At 59.7% G+C, this 17902-nt stretch carries 15 protein-coding genes; 12 read left to right on the forward strand and 3 right to left on the reverse strand.

Annotation, left to right across the window (positions count from 1 at the left end; all coding sequences use genetic code 11):
* Positions 1 to 70: 70 nt before the first annotated feature.
* The 3 genes from HKX44_RS13110 to uraH all read right to left on the reverse strand — a co-directional run bounded on the left by HKX44_RS13110 (position 71) and on the right by uraH (position 3888).
* Entirely contained in the window at positions 71 to 2413 is a 2343-nt protein-coding gene (locus HKX44_RS13110; RefSeq protein ID WP_276151773.1) for an aldehyde dehydrogenase family protein, read from the reverse strand.
* A 10-nt stretch (positions 2414 to 2423) separates the two neighbouring features.
* Positions 2424 to 3431, reverse strand: coding sequence for a deoxyribose-phosphate aldolase (gene deoC, locus HKX44_RS13115; RefSeq protein ID WP_276151774.1), 1008 nt, complete (start codon positions 3429 to 3431; stop codon positions 2424 to 2426).
* A 97-nt stretch (positions 3432 to 3528) separates the two neighbouring features.
* Entirely contained in the window at positions 3529 to 3888 is a 360-nt protein-coding gene (uraH, locus tag HKX44_RS13120; protein ID WP_276151775.1) for a hydroxyisourate hydrolase, read from the reverse strand.
* A gap of 246 nt (positions 3889 to 4134) precedes the next feature.
* Between uraH and HKX44_RS13125 the strand changes: the two genes are divergently transcribed.
* The 12 genes from HKX44_RS13125 (at position 4135) to HKX44_RS13180 (ending at position 17887) form a co-directional block, all read left to right on the forward strand.
* A complete protein-coding gene (locus tag HKX44_RS13125) occupies positions 4135 to 4755 on the forward strand; it encodes a rhodanese-like domain-containing protein (protein ID WP_276151776.1) in 621 nt (206 codons plus the stop codon).
* Between the two features lies 1 nt (position 4756).
* On the forward strand, positions 4757 to 5674 hold the full coding sequence (locus tag HKX44_RS13130; RefSeq protein WP_276151777.1) for a hypothetical protein: 918 nt from the start codon (positions 4757 to 4759) through the stop codon (positions 5672 to 5674).
* Between the two features lie 138 nt (positions 5675 to 5812).
* Positions 5813 to 7228: an allantoinase PuuE gene (puuE, locus tag HKX44_RS13135; protein WP_276151778.1), complete on the forward strand. Its 1416-nt coding sequence runs from the start codon at positions 5813 to 5815 to the stop codon at positions 7226 to 7228.
* The gene (locus HKX44_RS13140) at positions 7225 to 8034 is read left to right on the forward strand and encodes a bifunctional allantoicase/(S)-ureidoglycine aminohydrolase (protein WP_276151779.1); all 810 of its coding nucleotides are present in this window, start codon (positions 7225 to 7227) and stop codon (positions 8032 to 8034) included. The genes puuE and HKX44_RS13140 overlap by 4 nt, the downstream gene beginning before the upstream one ends.
* Positions 8031 to 8519 carry an ureidoglycolate lyase gene (locus HKX44_RS13145; RefSeq protein ID WP_276151780.1) on the forward strand — a complete coding sequence of 163 codons (489 nt, stop codon included), beginning with the start codon at positions 8031 to 8033 and terminating at the stop codon, positions 8517 to 8519. The genes HKX44_RS13140 and HKX44_RS13145 overlap by 4 nt, the downstream gene beginning before the upstream one ends.
* 51 nt (positions 8520 to 8570) lie before the next feature.
* Positions 8571 to 9890: a nucleobase:cation symporter-2 family protein gene (locus tag HKX44_RS13150; protein WP_276151781.1), complete on the forward strand. Its 1320-nt coding sequence runs from the start codon at positions 8571 to 8573 to the stop codon at positions 9888 to 9890.
* A gap of 108 nt (positions 9891 to 9998) precedes the next feature.
* The gene (locus HKX44_RS13155; RefSeq protein ID WP_276151782.1) at positions 9999 to 11222 is read left to right on the forward strand and encodes a urate hydroxylase PuuD; all 1224 of its coding nucleotides are present in this window, start codon (positions 9999 to 10001) and stop codon (positions 11220 to 11222) included.
* 98 nt (positions 11223 to 11320) lie between these two features.
* Complete coding sequence (gene mutL, locus HKX44_RS13160; protein WP_276151783.1) at positions 11321 to 13156, forward strand: DNA mismatch repair endonuclease MutL; 1836 nt, start codon at positions 11321 to 11323, stop codon at positions 13154 to 13156.
* Entirely contained in the window at positions 13153 to 14394 is a 1242-nt protein-coding gene (gene rmuC, locus HKX44_RS13165; RefSeq protein WP_276151784.1) for a DNA recombination protein RmuC, read from the forward strand. The genes mutL and rmuC overlap by 4 nt, the downstream gene beginning before the upstream one ends.
* Before the next feature lie 177 nt (positions 14395 to 14571).
* A complete protein-coding gene (locus HKX44_RS13170; RefSeq protein ID WP_276151785.1) occupies positions 14572 to 15888 on the forward strand; it encodes an FAD-dependent oxidoreductase in 1317 nt (438 codons plus the stop codon).
* Positions 15885 to 16643 carry a DUF1365 domain-containing protein gene (locus tag HKX44_RS13175; RefSeq protein ID WP_276151786.1) on the forward strand — a complete coding sequence of 253 codons (759 nt, stop codon included), beginning with the start codon at positions 15885 to 15887 and terminating at the stop codon, positions 16641 to 16643. Before HKX44_RS13170 ends, HKX44_RS13175 begins: the two co-directional genes overlap by 4 nt.
* Positions 16643 to 17887, forward strand: coding sequence for an MFS transporter (locus HKX44_RS13180; RefSeq protein ID WP_276151787.1), 1245 nt, complete (start codon positions 16643 to 16645; stop codon positions 17885 to 17887). Before HKX44_RS13175 ends, HKX44_RS13180 begins: the two co-directional genes overlap by 1 nt.
* Positions 17888 to 17902: the final 15 nt, after the last annotated feature.

A 17902-nucleotide genomic window follows, 5' to 3' on the forward strand; every position in this document is an offset into this window, starting at 1 on the left:
AACCAGCTGATGCGGTTTGGTATTCACGGGCTGTCCCCATAGGGACAGCCCTTTTTGTATGATGCCGGCGTCATTCGCCGTAAGGCACCCAGACGTTTTTGACCTCGGTTGCGGCTTGTAGGAAGGCGCGGCCTTCACCGTCCGCGCCGGCCCAGTCTCGCGCCAAACCGTTGTTCACCCAGGTGCGCTTGAGGTTGCCGGCGGATGCCTTTTCGATCACGCCGCTAAGGTCAGCCGAGCCAAAACTCCAGACCGCGTCCACATCCAGGTGCCGTGCCAACGGCTCGGCCAGATCGGCCTGCGGGCCGGTCAGGATATTCACCACACCTGCCGGCACATCGGAGGTTTCCAGGACCTGTACAAAATCAGTTGCCGCCAAGGGGAAGGGCGCGCTGGCAGAAAGCACCACCCGGTTGCCCATGGCAATGGCTGGTGCCATGCAGGAAACCAAGCCCAGCAGTGGTGCCTCGGCAGGGCACAGCGCCCCGATAACGCCCACCGGCTCCTTCATTGCTAATGCGACACCGCGGATCGGCACACCGTGGACCTGCCCGTCGTATTTGTCGGCCCATGCCGCATAGGTGAACAGCCGTTTCACGCTTGCCGCGACTTCTTTTGCACCGCCCTTGCTGCCTTGCATTGCATCCAGTCGCGCGGCAAATTCGTCGGCCCGCGCATCCAGATTCTCAGCAATATAATACAGAATTTGTGCCCTCAGATGGCCGGTTGTCTTGGACCAGCCTTTGGCGGCCTGCGCCGCCTCAACCGCGTTGCGCACATCTTTGCGGTTTGCGTTGCTGGCATGCCCCAGCAGGCCGCCCGACTTGCCATAGATCGGCGTGGAATACCCGCCATCCGGGCGCGCCTGTTTGCCGCCAATATATAGCTTTGCTGTCCGGTCCACGCCATCTGCCGGACCCCCATCGCCAGAAAACGCCGCAATCTCTTTCAGCGGTTTGGATTTTGTCTTGGGCTGTGTGTATCCCGCCAGACCTTCCCAACCGCCCTCGCGGCCAAAACCACTTTCGCGCACGCCGCCGAAACCGGCCGCCGCATCCATCAGATTGGTGCCATTCACCCAAACAATGCCCGCGGCCAGTTTTGGTGCAATGTCGAGCGCGAGATTGATGTTTTCGGACCAAACAGTCGCTGCCAAGCCGTAGCGGGTGTTATTCGCCAGTTGCACCGCCTCTGCCGGGGTGCGGAATGTGGTCGAGACCAAGACGGGCGCAAAGATTTCTTCCTGCATCAGGGTATCGGCGGGGTTCAATCCGGTGACCAAAGTGGGCGGATAGAAACATCCCTGATCAGGGACCGCGCAAGCTGCCACATGGGTTTGCCCGCTGGTGTTTGCGTCAACCATCGCGGTAACGCGTTGCAACTGAACAGGATCGACCAGCGCGCCGACGTCGATGGATTTATCCAAGGGCGAGCCGATGCGCAGCTTGTCCATACGCGCGCGCAGCTTGGCGTAAAACAGATCAGCCACAGGTTCATGCACCAAGAGCCGCGACCCGGCGCAGCAAACCTGCCCCTGATTGAACCAGATCGCATCAACCAATCCTTCAACTGCGGAATCAAGATCGGCGTCGTCGAATACGATGTAGGGGGATTTACCGCCCAGCTCCAAACTTAACGCTTTGCCGCTGCCCGCTGTTGCTTCGCGGATGTGGCGGCCCACCGCAGTGGACCCGGTAAAGGCAATTTTATCGACCTCGGCGGCAACGATCATTTCACCAACGGCACCGTCACCGGTCACGATGTTCACAACCCCCTTGGGCAGGCCGGCCTGCTGACAAATGTCAGCAAACAACAGCGCGGTCAGGGATGTATATTCCGCAGGTTTCAGCACCACGGTATTCCCCATCGCCAGCGCCGGCGCGATTTTCCATGCCAGCATCAGCAGCGGGAAGTTCCATGGAATGATCTGTCCGCAAACGCCCAAGGCTTCGGCATTGGGCAGCTCGCTTTCCATCAGCTGCGCCATGCCCGCGTGATAATAGAAATGGCGTTGCGCCAGAGGCACGTCGATATCGCGGGCTTCGCGGATCGGTTTGCCATTGTCCAGCACCTCAAGCACCGCAAAAAGCCGCGCGTGTTTCTGCAACAAACGTGCCAAAGCATAAAGGTACTTTGCCCGGCCATGTCCGCCCAAATTGGCCCAGCCATTTTGCGCCTTGCGGGCCGCTTTGACAGCGGCATCAACATCGGATTGGGTGGCTTGACTGAGGGTCGCCAGCACCTCGCCGGTGGCGGGGTTCTTGCTGTCGAACCCGTCACTGGGGGCGGTAAAGGAACCGTCGATAAAATGGCCAAAGCGGCTGCCTTGATCGACCAGCCACGCCAGCGCTTCGGCGGCGGATTCCGGGGCTACGCCATAGTCCATGGTTTCGAAAATTTCCGAGACGCTCATCGTTTTACCCTCAACTTGTCGCATGACGGTAGCCCGCCGAATAATTGCCCGTCACGTAATGTTCCAACTGGCGTTCGATGTCGTTCAACAGCGATGACGCGCCAAAGCGGAACAGATCGGGGCGCAGCCAGCGGTCGCCCAGCTCTTCCTTGATCAGGGCAAGATAGGTCACCGCGTCCTTGGCCTTGGAAATGCCGCCCGCTGGTTTGTACCCGACGCGGATGCCAGTGTGATCGTAATAGTCGCGGATCGCGCGGATCATCACCAGCGATACAGGCAGGGTTGCATTGACGCTTTCCTTGCCGGTCGAGGTCTTGATGAAATCGGCCCCGGCCATCATGCAGACCAGCGAGGCGCGCGCGACGTTGCGCAGCGAACCCAGCTCGCCGGTGGCAAGGATCGCTTTGACATGGGCCTCGCCGCAGGCCGCGCGCATGGCTTGCATTTCATCATAAAGCGCCTGCCAGTTGCCGGACAGAACGTGGCGGCGCGAAATAACGATGTCGATTTCGGTTGCACCGGCTGCCACGCTCATTTCGATCTCGCGCAGGCGCAGTTCAAATGGCGACAGACCCGCCGGAAAACCGGTGGAGACCGCGGCCACAGGAATGTTGGTGCCCTGAAGCGCCTCAACGGCGGCGGGGATCATTTCGTGATAGACACAAACGGCCCCTGTGGTGATGGGGGCCATGCCCAGTGTATCGAGCAGAGCAGGCGCCACAGGCTGGCGTGCCTTGGCACAGAGTCGGGCCACACGCCGGTCGGTATCGTCACCGGACAGGGTGGTCAGGTCGATGCAGGTTACAGCGCGCAAAAGCCACGCGGCCTGATGCGCCTTTTTGACCGACCGGCGTGCGCCGATGGTGCCGGCCCGCCGTTCAATCGCCGATGTATTGGCCTGCGCGCCCAGCACCCAGTTCAGATCTAGCGGCATTCCCGGATTGCGCAGTTCAGTGACTTGCGGCAGTTGGGGGTGTGCGGTTGTTGCATCAGGCGTTGGTGTCAAAGCGGCAGCCATAGGGGTCTCCGGTCCAGTCAGAGCGCCAAGGTGCCACGGGGCCACAGGTGTTGGCAAGGCAGCGGGCGCAGGGGATCACGCGGTCATCATATCCGGCTCAGGAACCGCGATAGGTGGAATAGCCGAATGGCGAAAGCAAAAGCGGCACGTGGTAATGCGCCGCGCCATCGGAAATGCCAAACCGGATCGGGATGAGGTCAAGAAACCGTGGCGTTTCGGGCGGAGTTGCGATGCGGTCAAGGTATGCGCCTGCCGCAAAAACCAGCTCGTATGTGCCGGGTATAAACTCATCTCTTGGCAAAATCGGGCTGTCGGTGCGCCCGTCCGCGTTGGTCACCATCCGCTTCAGTTCGACCCGCGCAGTATCGTCGATCCGGTACAGTGTGATTTCCAGACCGTCAGCGGGCAACCCGCGCGCCGTATCCAGAACATGAGTTGTCAGGTATCCGCCAGCCATGGTGCGCTTCCTTTTGTATGAACACCCCCATGGTCTAACCCTCCTTGCGGCAAGGTCAATGCACGCTTGACGGGAATAACGGGGGTGCAGCCCCGGAGTGCGGCCCCGATTCGCGAAATTTCCGCAGGTGATTCGTTTTTGCTTTGACTGCGCCGTTTAACCTTTGCATATATGGCTCAGACAACAAGAATACGTGTTTGTCCCATAGATAACACACCAAATCCGGTATTCTTTTGGGGGAATGATATGCCATTGCGGACAGTGCGGGGCGCCACCGCCTTGATCTTTGCTGCTTGCGCGGCTCAGGCCCAAGACCGCCTGACACAGGATGGTGCGTCATTTGCTTTCAATGGTGCGCAGGTTACAATCTCGCGGGATGTGGCCGAGGCCGGACAACATGCGCAGACATTTGTGACACCGGACGCAGACTGTGGTGATGCCTGTATTGCGCCGATGCAGGTCGCGCAGGGTGTTGAAACGCTGGGTGAGGCCGAGGTGCTGGATTTTCTGGTCACTCAGGTTGCCACGGGGCGCGGCCTTATGGTGGATGCGCGTGTTCCCGCGGAACGGGCCAAAGGTTATATTCCGGGCACCGTCAGTCTGCCGCACACCACGCTTTTGCCGGAAAATGCGTATCGCAAGGAAATCCTCTTGGCATTGGGCGGGCGCAGCTATGAGGATGTATTCAACTTTTCCGATGCCCGGCTGTTGTTGATCTATGACAACGGGCCGGTCAGCAACGACGCGGGGCTGCTGGTCGCGCATTTGCTTCAGGTTGGATATCCGGCTGAGCTGATCCGGTACTACCGTGGCGGTATGCAGGTCTGGTCGTCCTTGGGTTTCAACATGGAAACGGGGCAGTCCTGAGATGCAGAAACCGGATGATCCCGTAACCCCGCACGTCACGTTTGACAGCTATGTCGTGCCGCAGTCTGTGCAGCGCAAAACCCAAGTGCAGACGCCGGTGATGCCGCAGGTCCGTTCAATGGCACCGCCGCCCCGGTTGGGGATGTCGGTTTCCGGTATGGTCCTCGCGATCGGCAGCATCGCCGTGCTGTCATTTGTTCTTGGGGTGATGGGCACGTTAAAGTTTGTGCGCCCGTCACCGCCGGCGATGGTGGCGCAGGTGCAAGAGGTGCAATCAGATGTCACACGGCAACAGGGCCTTGATCTGATATCGACAATCGCGCCAGCCGCACCAGCGACCGCGCAGGCGGCGGCGTTCTTGTTGCAAGACGGGATGGCCGAGGCCAGAACATCGGCCCGTGCCATGCTTGCGCCGGAAACAGAGCAGATGTTGCGCAGCGCGGTTCTGGCCGGAGATTACGCCATTGCCAAACAGGGCGCAGATGGCCCGCGCCGGTTGGTTCTGTCGGATGCCGATGCCGAAGAGGCGCGGCAAGCGTTGGGCGCAAAACTGCGCGCGGCTATCGCAGACGGTGCGGTTGAAGTTCCGGGCTATCTGAAGACCGCAACAGGTGGCAGCGATGTTGATATGGTGCTGTTCGACCTGATCCAGTCGTCGTTGACTGCGGACGGTTCCGCCGAAGCGGTCAAGGCGGCACGGGACATGAACCGCCGGGTCTTTGCCGCTTCAGATGCCCGAACAGAAATCGCAGAGGGCGTGCGGCGCTATGCCGTGCGTGCCGATGACAGCCTTGCCTATCTGGCATTGCAGTTTTACGGCCACCCGAATCAGCATCATCTTATCACCGTGGCCAATGAGACCCTGCTAAGGTCAGCGGACGGTATACGGACAGGCCAACAACTCATAATTCCAGAATAAACAAAAAAACAAGTTGGAGCAGCCAGTCTGGCAGCGGGCCGTCCTTTTAGGGGCGGCCCGCTTGCCGTTTGGGGAGGGTGGATTGCGCAGGGAAAGGTTTTTGTGCAACGTGATCGCATCAATTGCAGGACAACCCAGATGAACCGCTACCCCAGAGATTTCCGCGGCCACGGTGCCGCGCCCGCCGATGCCGCATGGCCAGACAACGCCCGTATCGCGGTGCAATTTGTGGTGAATTATGAAGAGGGGGGCGAGAATTGTATCTTGCACGGAGATGGCGCATCCGAAGCCTTCCTGTCAGAGATTGTCGGGGCTGCACCATGGCCGGGGCAACGCCATTGGAACATGGAATCAATCTATGACTACGGCGCACGGGCGGGGTTCTGGCGGTTGCACCGCTTGTTCACAGGGGCCGATATTCCGGTAACGGTTTACGGGGTCGCCTCGGCGCTGGCCCGCGCTCCTGAACAGGTCGAAGCGATGAAAGACGCCGGTTGGGAGATCGCCAGCCACGGGTTAAAGTGGATTGACTACAAGGATCACGACGCCCGGGCCGAAACCGCCGATATGGCGGAGGCGATCCGCTTGCACACCGAGGTTGTCGGCGAGGCCCCGCGCGGCTGGTACTGCGGGCGCACCTCTGTAAACACGGTGGCCTTGGCCGCGGAAACTCAAGCGTTCGATTATATCTCAGACACTTATGATGATGATCTGCCTTATTGGCTGGATGCGGATGGGCGCGACCAGTTGATCGTCCCCTATACGCTGGATTGCAACGATATGCGTTTTGCCACGCCGCAGGGGTTCAATTCGGGCGACCAGTTTTTTGCCTATCTGCGCGATACGTTTGACGCGCTTTATGCCGAGGGCGTGGATGGCGCGGCCAAGATGATGTCGGTGGGGCTGCATTGCCGGTTGGTTGGGCGGCCCGGGCGGATACAGGCGCTCAAGCGGTTTGTGGAATATATTCAGGGGTTCGAGGGCGTCTGGACACCCCGCCGGATCGAGATTGCCGACCACTGGCGGGCTGTGCATCCGCCCGCAGAACGCGGCCTGCGCCCCAGCCGAATGGCAAAGCCGGCGTTTGTCGAACAATTCGGGGGCATCTTTGAGCATTCGCCATGGATTGCCGAGCGGGCCTTTGATCTGGAACTGGGCCCTGCACATGACTGCGCGGCCGGTCTGCATAATGCGCTGTGCCGGATGTTCCGGTCCGCATCACGCCGCGAACGCTTGGGCGTACTGAATGCCCACCCTGATCTGGCGGGCAAGCTGGCGGCGGCGAAACGGCTGACGGCAGAAAGCACCGCCGAACAGGCCAGCGCCGGCCTTGATGCGCTGACCGATGCAGAACGCGCGCAGTTTTCGGAGATGAACGCGGCCTATGTCGCCAAACACGGCTTCCCCTTTATCATCGCGGTTAAGGATCACGATAAGGCGGGCATCCTGCGCGCCTTTGAGCAGCGCATTGCCAATGAAACGCCGGTGGAATTCACCACCGCATGCAAACAGGTCGAACGCATTGCGCGTCTGCGGCTGGAGGATATGTTTTGAGCTACGCTTTCCCCCCCGGCGGTCTGCCGGATCAATCGGTCAATCCCGAAGGCAGCGCCGTGTTCACGCCTGCCTATGCGGTGATCCCTGCCAATACCCAGCGCGATATCGTAACCAGCTTCCTTCCCGGCTGGAAAGGGATGCGGATGTGGGTACTGGCGCGCCCGCTCAGCGGTTTTGCCGAGACGTTTTCACAATACGCGGTGGAGCTTGCCCCGAATGGCGGTTCCGACACCCCCGAGGCCGATCCGGAATCGCAATCGGTGATCTTGGTGGCCAATGGCACGCTGACGCTGAACATTGACGGGGCAAAACATGTGATGGAGGCGGGTGGCTATGCCTATATCCCGCCGGATGCTGTTTGGACCATCTGGAATGATGGTGATGTGATTGCGGAGTTCCACTGGGTACGCAAACGCTATGTCGGCGCAGAAGGGGTGGACCTGCCGGAGGCTTTTGTGACCTCGGACCAGGAAACCGCACCCATCGTGATGCCCGATTGCGATGGCGTTTGGGCGACGACACGTTTTGTTGATCCCACAGATTTGCGCCACGACATGCACGTCAATATCGTGACCTTCCAACCGGGCGGGCGCATTCCATTTGCCGAAACCCATGTGATGGAACACGGGCTATATGTGTTGCAGGGCACGGCGGATTATCTGTTGAACAAGGATTGGGTACCGGTGGTGCCGGGGGATTTCATGTGGCTGCGCGCCTTTTGTCCGCAGGCCTGTATCGCCACGGGGGACGAACCGTTCCGCTATCTGCTGTATAAGGACGTGAACCGTCACATGCCCTTATGAGCCGCGAAATCAAGGTTGAGCCGCTGAGCGCAGCGGCGTTTGCCCCGTTCGGGGACGTGCTGGATGCCTCCGGTGCGCCGGACAAGATCATTAACGCAGGGCTGTGCGGGCGCCACCACGACCGCGCAACACTGGATTTCGGCCCCGAGGGCCGCGCAGGTATCAGCATCTTTAATGCCGAGGCGCGCAGCTTGCCCTATGAATTGACCCTGTTGGAACGCCATCCGGAAGGCTCGCAAGCCTTTCTGCCGATGACGGAACACCCTTTTCTGGTGATCGTCGCACCAGATGAGGGGGGCAGCCCCGGCGCGCCGCGCGCTTTTGTGACCGCACCGCATCAGGGCATCAATTTTCATCGTGGGGTCTGGCATGGGGTTCTGACACCTTTGGCGGCCCCCGGACTGTTCGCAGTGGTTGACCGGATCGGCAACACGGCCAACCTCGAAGAGGTTTCTCTTGCTCCCTCCTATGTTGTCGTCCCATAACTTTGCTAGCCTAAAAAATAGGCACCTATAAAAACGACAGGGACACAGCATATGACAAATCTAACAACGGGTGCCTATAGCGACCCGAACCAGACGCCACCGCTGGCGCAGGCAATCCCGCTGGGCATCCAGCATGTTTTGGCGATGTTCGCCTCTAACGTGACACCTTCGATTATCGTCGCAGGGGCTGCAGGCCTTGCCTTTGGCGGGGCGGAACAGGTGTATCTGATCCAGATGGCGATGCTGTTTGCCGGTATCGCGACGCTGTTCCAAACTGTGGGCATTGGCCCCATCGGGGCGCGGTTGCCGATCATGCAAGGCACCAGCTTTGCCTTTGTCGGGGTGCTGGCGGGCATTGCGGCGGTGCAAGGGCTGAGCGTGGCGCTCACGGCTTGTATCATCGGCGGGGTGATCCACTTTTGCCTCGGGGCGGTGATCGGTAAACTGCGCTGGCTGTTCCCGCCGCTGATCACTGGGCTGGTGATCCTGGCGATTGGCCTCTACCTGATCCCGGTTGCCATTAAATACGCCGCCGGCGGTGCCGCGCCGTTCCAGATGGAGGCGGAAAGCTTTGGTTCCCTGATGCATTGGACCGTTGCCCTCAGCGTGGTGATCGTCGCATTGGTTCTCAAGTTCTTCACCAAGGGCACCACCAGCAGCGCCGCCATCCTGATCGGGTTGATTGTCGGCTACTTTGTGGCGCTGGCCTTTGGCATGGTTAGTTTCGCCCCGGTGGCCAAGGCCAGCTGGATCACCGGCATTACGCCTTTCCCCTATGGTTTCGAGTTTTCTTTCGGGGCGGTGTTCGCCGTCACATTGGTTTCGATTGTTTCCGCAATCGAAACAGTTGGCGATACTTCGGCCACCACCAAAGCTGGCGCAGGCCGCGAGGCCACCAGTGAAGAAATCGCCGGTGCAACATACGCTGACGGTCTGGGCACGGCAGTTGCCGGTGTCTTTGGTGGATTGCCCAACACCTCGTTCAGCCAGAATGTCGGCATTGTTGGCATGACCGGCATCATGTCACGCCATGTGGTCACCATCGGCGCGATTGTTCTGATCCTCTGCGGGTTGGTGCCGAAAATCGGCGCGGTCATCGCCTCGATGCCCCTGCCTGTCTTGGGCGGCGGCGTGATAGTGATGTTCGGCATGGTGGCGGCCGCTGGCATGAACATGCTGTCCGAAGTCGAGATGAACCGCCGTAACATGGTGATCATCGCGGTATCTTTGGCGGCGGGGCTTGGCCTGAACCTTGTGCCAACGGCGGTGCAATACCTGCCCGGTGTGGTCAAGATTCTGGCAACCTCGGCTGTGGCACCAACCGCAATCGTGGCCATTTTTCTGAACCTTGTCCTGCCGCAGGAAACCTGATCCAATCGGGACCGCGCCGGTATCTGCCCGCGCGGTCCTATCTCTTTTTGGCCTTAAATACTGCTGCACCACAGCAAACCCAGACACACCACCCAAGAAAGCACGCCCATGTACGACCTTGCTGCCATCTCCTCCTGGATCGAATTCGCCGTGCGCTGGGTGCATGTCATTGTCGGCATTGCGTGGATCGGATCATCCTTCTATTTCATCGCGCTGGACCTTGGGCTACACCGTGACCGCAATCTCAAAAGCGGCGCAGATGGCGAGGAATGGCAGGTCCACGGTGGCGGGTTTTACCACGTTCAGAAATACCTCGTTGCCCCTGCACAGATGCCCGACGATCTGGTCTGGTTCAAATGGGAAAGCTATTCCACATGGCTTTCCGGCTTTGCACTGCTGATCCTGGTCTATTACTTCGGCGCGGAATTTTACCTTGTCGATCCCGCCGTGGCCGACATCGGCATCCCCACGGCCATCCTGATTTCGCTGTCCTCACTGGCCTTTGGCTGGCTGGCCTATGACTTTATCTGCAAAAGCAAATTCGGCGATGACAACACCCGCCTCATGATCGGGCTTTACGTGATCCTTGTTGCCATGGCCTATTTCTACACCAGCGTCTTTTCGGGCCGTGCGGCGCTGTTGCACCTTGGGGCGTTCACCGCGACGATCATGTCGGGCAACGTGTTTTTCACCATCATGCCGAACCAGCGCATTGTGGTGGCAGACCTGCAAGCGGGCCGCACGCCGGATGCGAAATATGGCAAGATCGCCAAGCAACGCAGCACCCATAACAACTATCTGACGCTGCCTGTGATTTTCATGATGTTGTCGAACCACTATCCGCTGGCTTTCGCCTCCGAGGCGAATTGGATCATCGCGTCGCTGGTGTTTCTGATGGGGGTCACGATCCGGCATTATTTTAATACGATCCACATGCGCAAAGGGGATCCGATCTGGACCTGGCTGGTGACGGCGCTTCTGTTTATCGTGATCATGTGGCTGTCGACCGCGCCGATGTTTCGCGCGGATGAGCCGGAAGAGGCGCAGGGCGCTGCTGTGCGATTTGCACAGGCCGAAGGGTTTGAGATGGTGCAGAATATTGTGACTGGCCGCTGTTCCATGTGCCATGCGGCAGAGCCTGTCTGGGACGGGATGCACTGGCCACCCAAGGGCGTGCGGTTGGAAACGGAGCATCAGATCGCTATGGCAGCCAAGCAGATTTACCTGCAAGCCGGGCTGACCCATGCCATGCCGCCGGCGAACCTGAGCTACATGCAGGAGAGCGAGAGGGCGCAGATTGTGGCTTGGTACAAGGCGGCGACCTCGGACTAGGCGGGCATCCTCTTACCGCGTGGTTAGGTAGGTTTCTTGTCGATCAAGCGGTCCGAATCGGGTTCAGTCTGCGCCGCGCTCATGCTAGGTTTTGCGGCATGTACCAGACAAACCCCAACATAAGCGACACACAGCCGGTCATCCGTCAATTGGACGATTCCGCGATCAACCGGATTGCGGCAGGCGAAGTTGTCGAACGCCCCGCCTCGGCGGTGAAAGAGCTGGTGGAAAACGCGGTTGATGCCGGTGCCAAGCGGATTACCGTTGAATATGCGGATGGCGGCAAGACCCTGATCCGGGTGACCGATGACGGCTGCGGCATTGCGCCGGATGATCTGCCGCTGGCCCTGTCGCGTCACGCGACCTCGAAAATTGACGGGTCTGACCTGCTGAACATTCATACCTTCGGATTTCGCGGCGAGGCCTTGCCGTCACTTGGCGCTGTTGGCCGCTTGACCATCACCAGCCGCGCGGCGGGCCATGAGGGCGCGGAGATCACGGTGAACGGCGGACAGACCGGTGCGGTCAAACCCGCGGCACTGAATGGCGGTACTGTCGTGAGCCTGCGCGATCTGTTTTATGCCACACCAGCGCGCTTGAAATTCTTGCGCACCGACCGGGCAGAGGCGCAGGCGATTGGCGATGTGATCAAACGGCTGGCCATGGCGGACCCGTTTGTCAGCTTTACCCTGCGCGATGTCTCGGGTGGTGGCGAGGGGCGCAATGTGTTTCGTGTCGGGGCCGAGCAGGGTGATTTGTTTGACGCTCTGCATGGCCGGTTGGCGCAGGTGCTGGGGCGCGAATTTGCCGAGAATGCTTTGCCGATTGATGCGGAACGTGAGGGGCTGCACCTGACGGGTTTTGCGGCACTGCCGACCTATTCACGTGGATCAGCCGTTGCGCAATATCTGTTCGTCAACGGGCGGCCTGTGCGCGACAAGTTGTTGGTCGGGGCGCTGCGCGGGGCCTATTTCGATTTCCTGTCGCGTGACCGTCATCCGGCGGCGGCGCTGTTTATCGATTGTGATCCGACGCTGGTGGATGTGAACGTGCATCCGGCTAAATCCGAGGTGCGGTTTCGCGATCCGGGTCTGGCACGCGGACTGATTGTATCGGCGCTGCGCCATGCTTTGGCCAATGCGGGGCATCGGGCCTCAACCACGGTGGCGGGGGCGACCTTGGGCGCGATGACACCGGAACCGACACAGGCGCGGGTCTATCAGATGGACCGCCCATCACCGGGCGCACGCACTGCCGCCTACGCGGCACAGGCACCGGGGTTTGCGGAAACCGCAGGTGTCTGGGGGCGGGTGGAAACGCCGGCAGAAGAGGTTGTGCAAACGGCGGACGAAGATTTCCCACTGGGCACGGCGCGCGGGCAGGTGCATGAAAACTATATCATCGCGCAAACCGCCAATGGCATGGTGATCGTCGATCAACACGCCGCGCATGAACGTCTGGTCTATGAAAAACTGAAACGCCAGATGGCAGAGAACGGCGTGGCCGCACAGGCGCTCTTGATTCCCGAAATTGTGGAACTCTCTGCGGGTGATTGTGAACGCCTGTTGGATATGTCGGTTGAAATGTACCGTTTTGGTCTGGGCATCGAAGCCTTTGGCGGCAGCGCCATTGCCGTGCGTGAAACGCCAGCGATCTTGGGCGAGGTAAACGCGCGCGCCTTGCTGCTGGATATTCTGGACGAACTGGCGGATCAGAACGACAGCAACCTGTTGCAGGCCAAGATCGAAGCGATCCTAAGCCGGATTGCCTGTCACGGTTCGATCCGGTCGGGCCGGCGGATGCGGGGCGAAGAGATGAACGCGCTGTTGCGCGAGATGGAAGCAACACCGCATTCGGGGCAGTGCAACCATGGCCGCCCCACGTATGTAGAACTCAAACTGGCCGATATTGAGCGGCTTTTCGGGCGGACATGATCGAGATTAACGGACAGATTTACCAATGGGGTGATCCCCTTGTCATTGCGGCCCTTATTGCGGGCGCGTTGGTGCTGTTGATCCTTGTCCTGTTGATTGTCGCGGTGCGAGCGGCGGGCCGATCGGCGCGGATGGCTGCACCGTTGGGGCAGCAAATTCAGGGGCTTGGCGGGTATGTACAGCAACTAGGGGCGGCGCAGGAGCGGCTTCAGGGGGGATTGCAGACCGTGTCGGATACGCAGGCAAATGCACAGGCCCAACTGATCCAGAGCATGGAGGCGCGGTTGGCTCATGTGCAACAGAACATGCAGGACCGGCTGGCGGATAATGCCGCGAAATCGGCGCGGGCACTGGCCGAGATGCAGGAGCGGGTGAACGCGACCCTGCACGGTAATTCGAAACAGACAACCACCAGCCTGACCCAATTGCAGGAACGGCTGGCCTCGATCGACAAGGCGCAAGACAATATCACCAAGCTGTCCGGTGATGTGCTGTCCTTGCAGGACATCCTGAGCAACAAGCAGACGCGCGGCAGTTTCGGGGAAATCCAGCTGCATGATATCGTGTCCAAGGCGCTGCCTTCGGATGCCTATTCGATGCAATCAACGCTTTCCAATGGCAAGCGGCCCGACTGTCTGATCCATTTGCCCAATCCACCGGGGCCGATTGTGATCGACAGTAAATTCCCGCTGGAGGCTTACGAGGCCCTGCGGCGTTCGACCACGGATCACGAGGTGAAAGAAGCCGCGCGGGCGATGCGGGTGGCGGTGAAAGCCCATATTGATGCGATTGCGACCAAATACATCATCGAAGGGGAAACCGCGGACGGGGCGTTGATGTTTCTGCCCTCCGAGGCGGTCTATGCCGAGTTGCACGCGAACTTTGGTGAATTGACGCGTTACGGTTTTGAAAAACGTGTCTGGATCGTGTCGCCGACAACCTGCATGGCAACGTTGAACACCATGCGGGCGATCCTGAAAGATGCAAGGATGCGTGAGCAAGCTGGCGCGATCCGCAAGGAACTGGGGTTGTTGAACAGCGATGTGGAGCGTTTGGTCACACGGGTTGGCAATCTGGACCGGCATTTCGGGCAGGCGCGCAAAGATGTTGATGAAATCCTGATCAGTTCGGAGAAAGCGGCGAAACGCTCGGGGCGGCTGCATAACTTTGATTTCGAAGAGTTGAACGAGGAGAAACCTGCAAGCAGCGTTGTGCCTTTGATCAAACCCGATAGCTAGGGTCAGGATCCATTCCCGCTGACGACACCGGAATAATGGGTCCTGACCCTAACGGCACCGACCAGCGGCGGGCCAAATTTTCTTTGCAACTTTTTTCCTTCTGGCAACGTGGTTTCTGCGCACTAGATGCACTGCAACGACAAACCAAAAACATGCCAAGACAGGATTCCTTACGATATGCCATTTGAAGAAAAGCAGGGCGGTATTCCCCCTGCGCACCCCCGTCGTTCGATCGCCGTGATCGGGGCCGGCATTTCCGGCATGGGGGCGGCGCACCGTCTGGCGGACACCCACACTGTTACGCTGCTGGAAAGCGGCGCGCAGCTGGGTGGACATGCGCGCACTGTGCTGGCGGGTAAGAACGGGGATCAGCCGGTGGATACCGGATTTATCGTGTTTAACTATGCGAATTACCCGTATTTGGCGGCCCTGTTCAAAGAGTTGGACGTGCCGGTCATCAAGTCCAACATGAGTTTTGGCGCGTCAATTGATGGCGGGAGGCTGGAATATGCCTTGCATTCTGTCGATGCGATTTTTGCGCAACGGCGCAATGCGCTGAACCCTGCGTTCCTGCGGATGGTGCGCGACATTGTGAAGTTCAATAAACACGCGGTACAGGTTGCGCAGGATAAATCACTGACCATTGCGGAATTCATCAATGTGCTGGGGCTGGGACAGTATTTCCGCGATTATTATCTGGCTCCTTTGTCGGGTGCGATCTGGTCGACGCCGACGGAAAAGATCATGGATTTTCCGGCCCATGCCATGGTGAGTTTTCTCGATAACCACGCGTTGCTGGACTATTCCGGCCAGCATCAGTGGTACACGGTGCAGGGCGGTTCGACGCAATATGTGCAGCGGCTTGCGACGGCGATGGCCGCAAAAGGTGTTGAAATCCGGCTGAACGCAGCGGTGCAGGGGGTGCGCCGGACCGCGCAGGGCGTCGAGGTAAAGACTCGTGGTGCAGAATGGGAGACCTTTGACGAGGTGGTTTTTGCCACTCATTCCGATGACAGCCTTGCCATGTTGACGGACGCCGATACGGCCGAGCAAAAGGCGCTTGGCGCGGTCAAGTATCAGCCAAATGATGTGGTGCTGCACGCCGATGCCAGCATTATGCCAAAGCGGCGCAAGACATGGGCGTCTTGGGTCTATACCGAGGATAAGAATGCGCAGTCGGATCGTATTGACCTGACCTATTGGATGAATTCCCTGCAACCGATCCCCGAGGACGATCCGCATTTTGTGACGCTGAACACCAAACGCACGATCCGCGAAGAGTTGATTTATGATCAGGTCACCCTGCGCCATCCGGTCTATGATCTGGCGGCCTTGGCAGCGCAAAAGGAGGTGGCGGCGTTGAACGGCACCCGCGGCACCTGGTTCTGCGGCGCATGGCTGGGCCATGGATTTCACGAGGATGGGCTGGCCTCGGCGATGCGGGTGGTTGAAGCTATCGAAAGGCGGGCCGCCAGACCGATTGCCGCCGAATGACCAAGACAGTCGATCATATCGCAGGGCAGACGTTTCACGGGCGCAAAGGGGCCGTGAAGAACGCTTTTCGGTATTCGATCGACTATGTGCTGTGTGATGCAGAGGCCGAGGTGAAGACGCCCGCGCTGTTTGGGCGCAACAAGGCCGGCGTGGCGTCGTTGCAAGATGCGGATCACGGCGGTGCGGCCAAGCAAGGCATAGGGGCGAAATGGGTCCGGCAGGTGTTGCAGGAGCATCAGATCACTGGTGTTGCGCAGATCGAGATATTAGCCCAACCGCGCATTCTGGGGCATGTGTTCAACCCGGTCAGTTTCTGGCTGTGCCGCAACAGCGACGGTGGGTTGATCATTGTGATTGCCGAGGTATCAAACACCTATGGTGACCGGCATTGTTACCTATGCGCCCATCCGGACAAGCGGGTGATCGACGCTACCGACCGGATCAGCGCCACCAAGATTTTCCATGTTTCGCCTTTTCAGCCGGTTGAGGGCAGTTATACGTTTCGTTTTGACATCACCGACGAAAAATTGGGTATCTGGATTGATTACACGGCAGGCGATGGCGGGTTGATCGCCACCCTGACAGGCAAGCGCCAGCGGCTTAGCAACCTTGGTATTCTTCGGGCGATGCTGCGCCGACCCTTTGGGTCCCGCCGCGTGCTGGCGTTGATCCATTGGCAAGCGGCAAAACTGTGGTGGAAGGGTGCGGGGTTTCGCAACCGGCCTGAGCCGCCGTCCTCGGGCGTGAGCCGGTGATGCCAGCCGCGCCGCGCAACCTGTCTGCTTATGCATTGTTCGCGGCACTTCTGTCGGCGGCGGGGCTGCCGATCTATATCCATGCCCCCAAGTTTTATGTGGATGAATATGGTGTCTCTCTTGCGGCGCTTGGGGCGGTTCTGTTCGGATTGCGCCTGATCGACGTTGTGCAGGATCCGTTGTTGGGAAAGCTGTCGGAAAAGCTGCGCCACAAGCGCGGGGTGGCGGTTGCCATCGGGGCTGCCGTGATGGCCCTTGCGATGATCGGGCTGTTCGCTGTGGCCCCGCCAGTGCAGCCGATCCTGTGGTTTGGTGCCATGCTGACGCTGGTGTTTTCAGGCTTCAGCTTCCTGACCATCAGCTTTTATGCGCAGGGGGTGGCCAAGGCGGATCGCATGGGCCGCGTGGGTCATTTGACGCTGGCCCGTTGGCGTGAAACCGGCGCGCTTTTGGGGGTCTGTGTTGCGGCGGTTGCGCCTGTGGCGCTTGGCGCTGTGATGGGCGCGCCTTTTGCGGGTTTTGCGGTTGGGTTTTGCGGTTTGGCCCTAATGTCGGTGCTGGCGATGCGCGGCGAATGGCACAGCGGCGGCACGCCACCTGCCAGCGGTTTCGGGCCTGTTCTGGCAGACCCGATTGCCCGCAAACTCTTGGTGATTGCGCTGTTGAACGCGGCCCCTGTGGCGGTCAGTTCGACACTGTTCCTATTCTATGTGGAAATTGCGCTGGCGGCCCCGGGATGGGAGGGCGCGCTTTTGCTGTTGTTTTTCCTGTCCGCTGCTGGCGCGGCCCCGGTCTGGGGCCGGTTGGCCGAACGATTTGATCCCAAACCCGTGCTACTGTCTGCGATGGGATTGGGCATTGTCGCCTTTGGCGGTGCTATCCTGTTGGGGCCGGGGGATGTGCTGCTGTTTGCGTTGGTCTGTGTGGGCTCGGGGGCGGTGCTGGGGGCTGACCTGACCTTGCTGCCGGCGATGTTCGCGGCACGGCTGGCCAAAATATCGCCCTCCGCCGCAGAAGGTTTCGGGCTTTGGGCCTTTGTTTCAAAGTTTACATTGGCATTTGCTGCGGTGGCCCTACTTCCTGCCTTGGAGGGTGCGGGGTTGCAGACCGGCGCGCAGGATAACCCGCCCGAGGCGTTGCGCCTGTTGGTGCTGTTTTATGCCGCTGTGCCCTGTGTTCTGAAGCTGGCGGCGATTGCGGTGCTGGCAACCGTGCGCAGGGGTGACGGGGATGAAGGGCCGTGATGAACCGGCCAAAGG

Origin of the sequence: Sulfitobacter sp. M05, assembly GCF_029285175.1 — a bacterium.
Classification (GTDB): Bacteria; Pseudomonadota; Alphaproteobacteria; order Rhodobacterales; family Rhodobacteraceae; genus Sulfitobacter.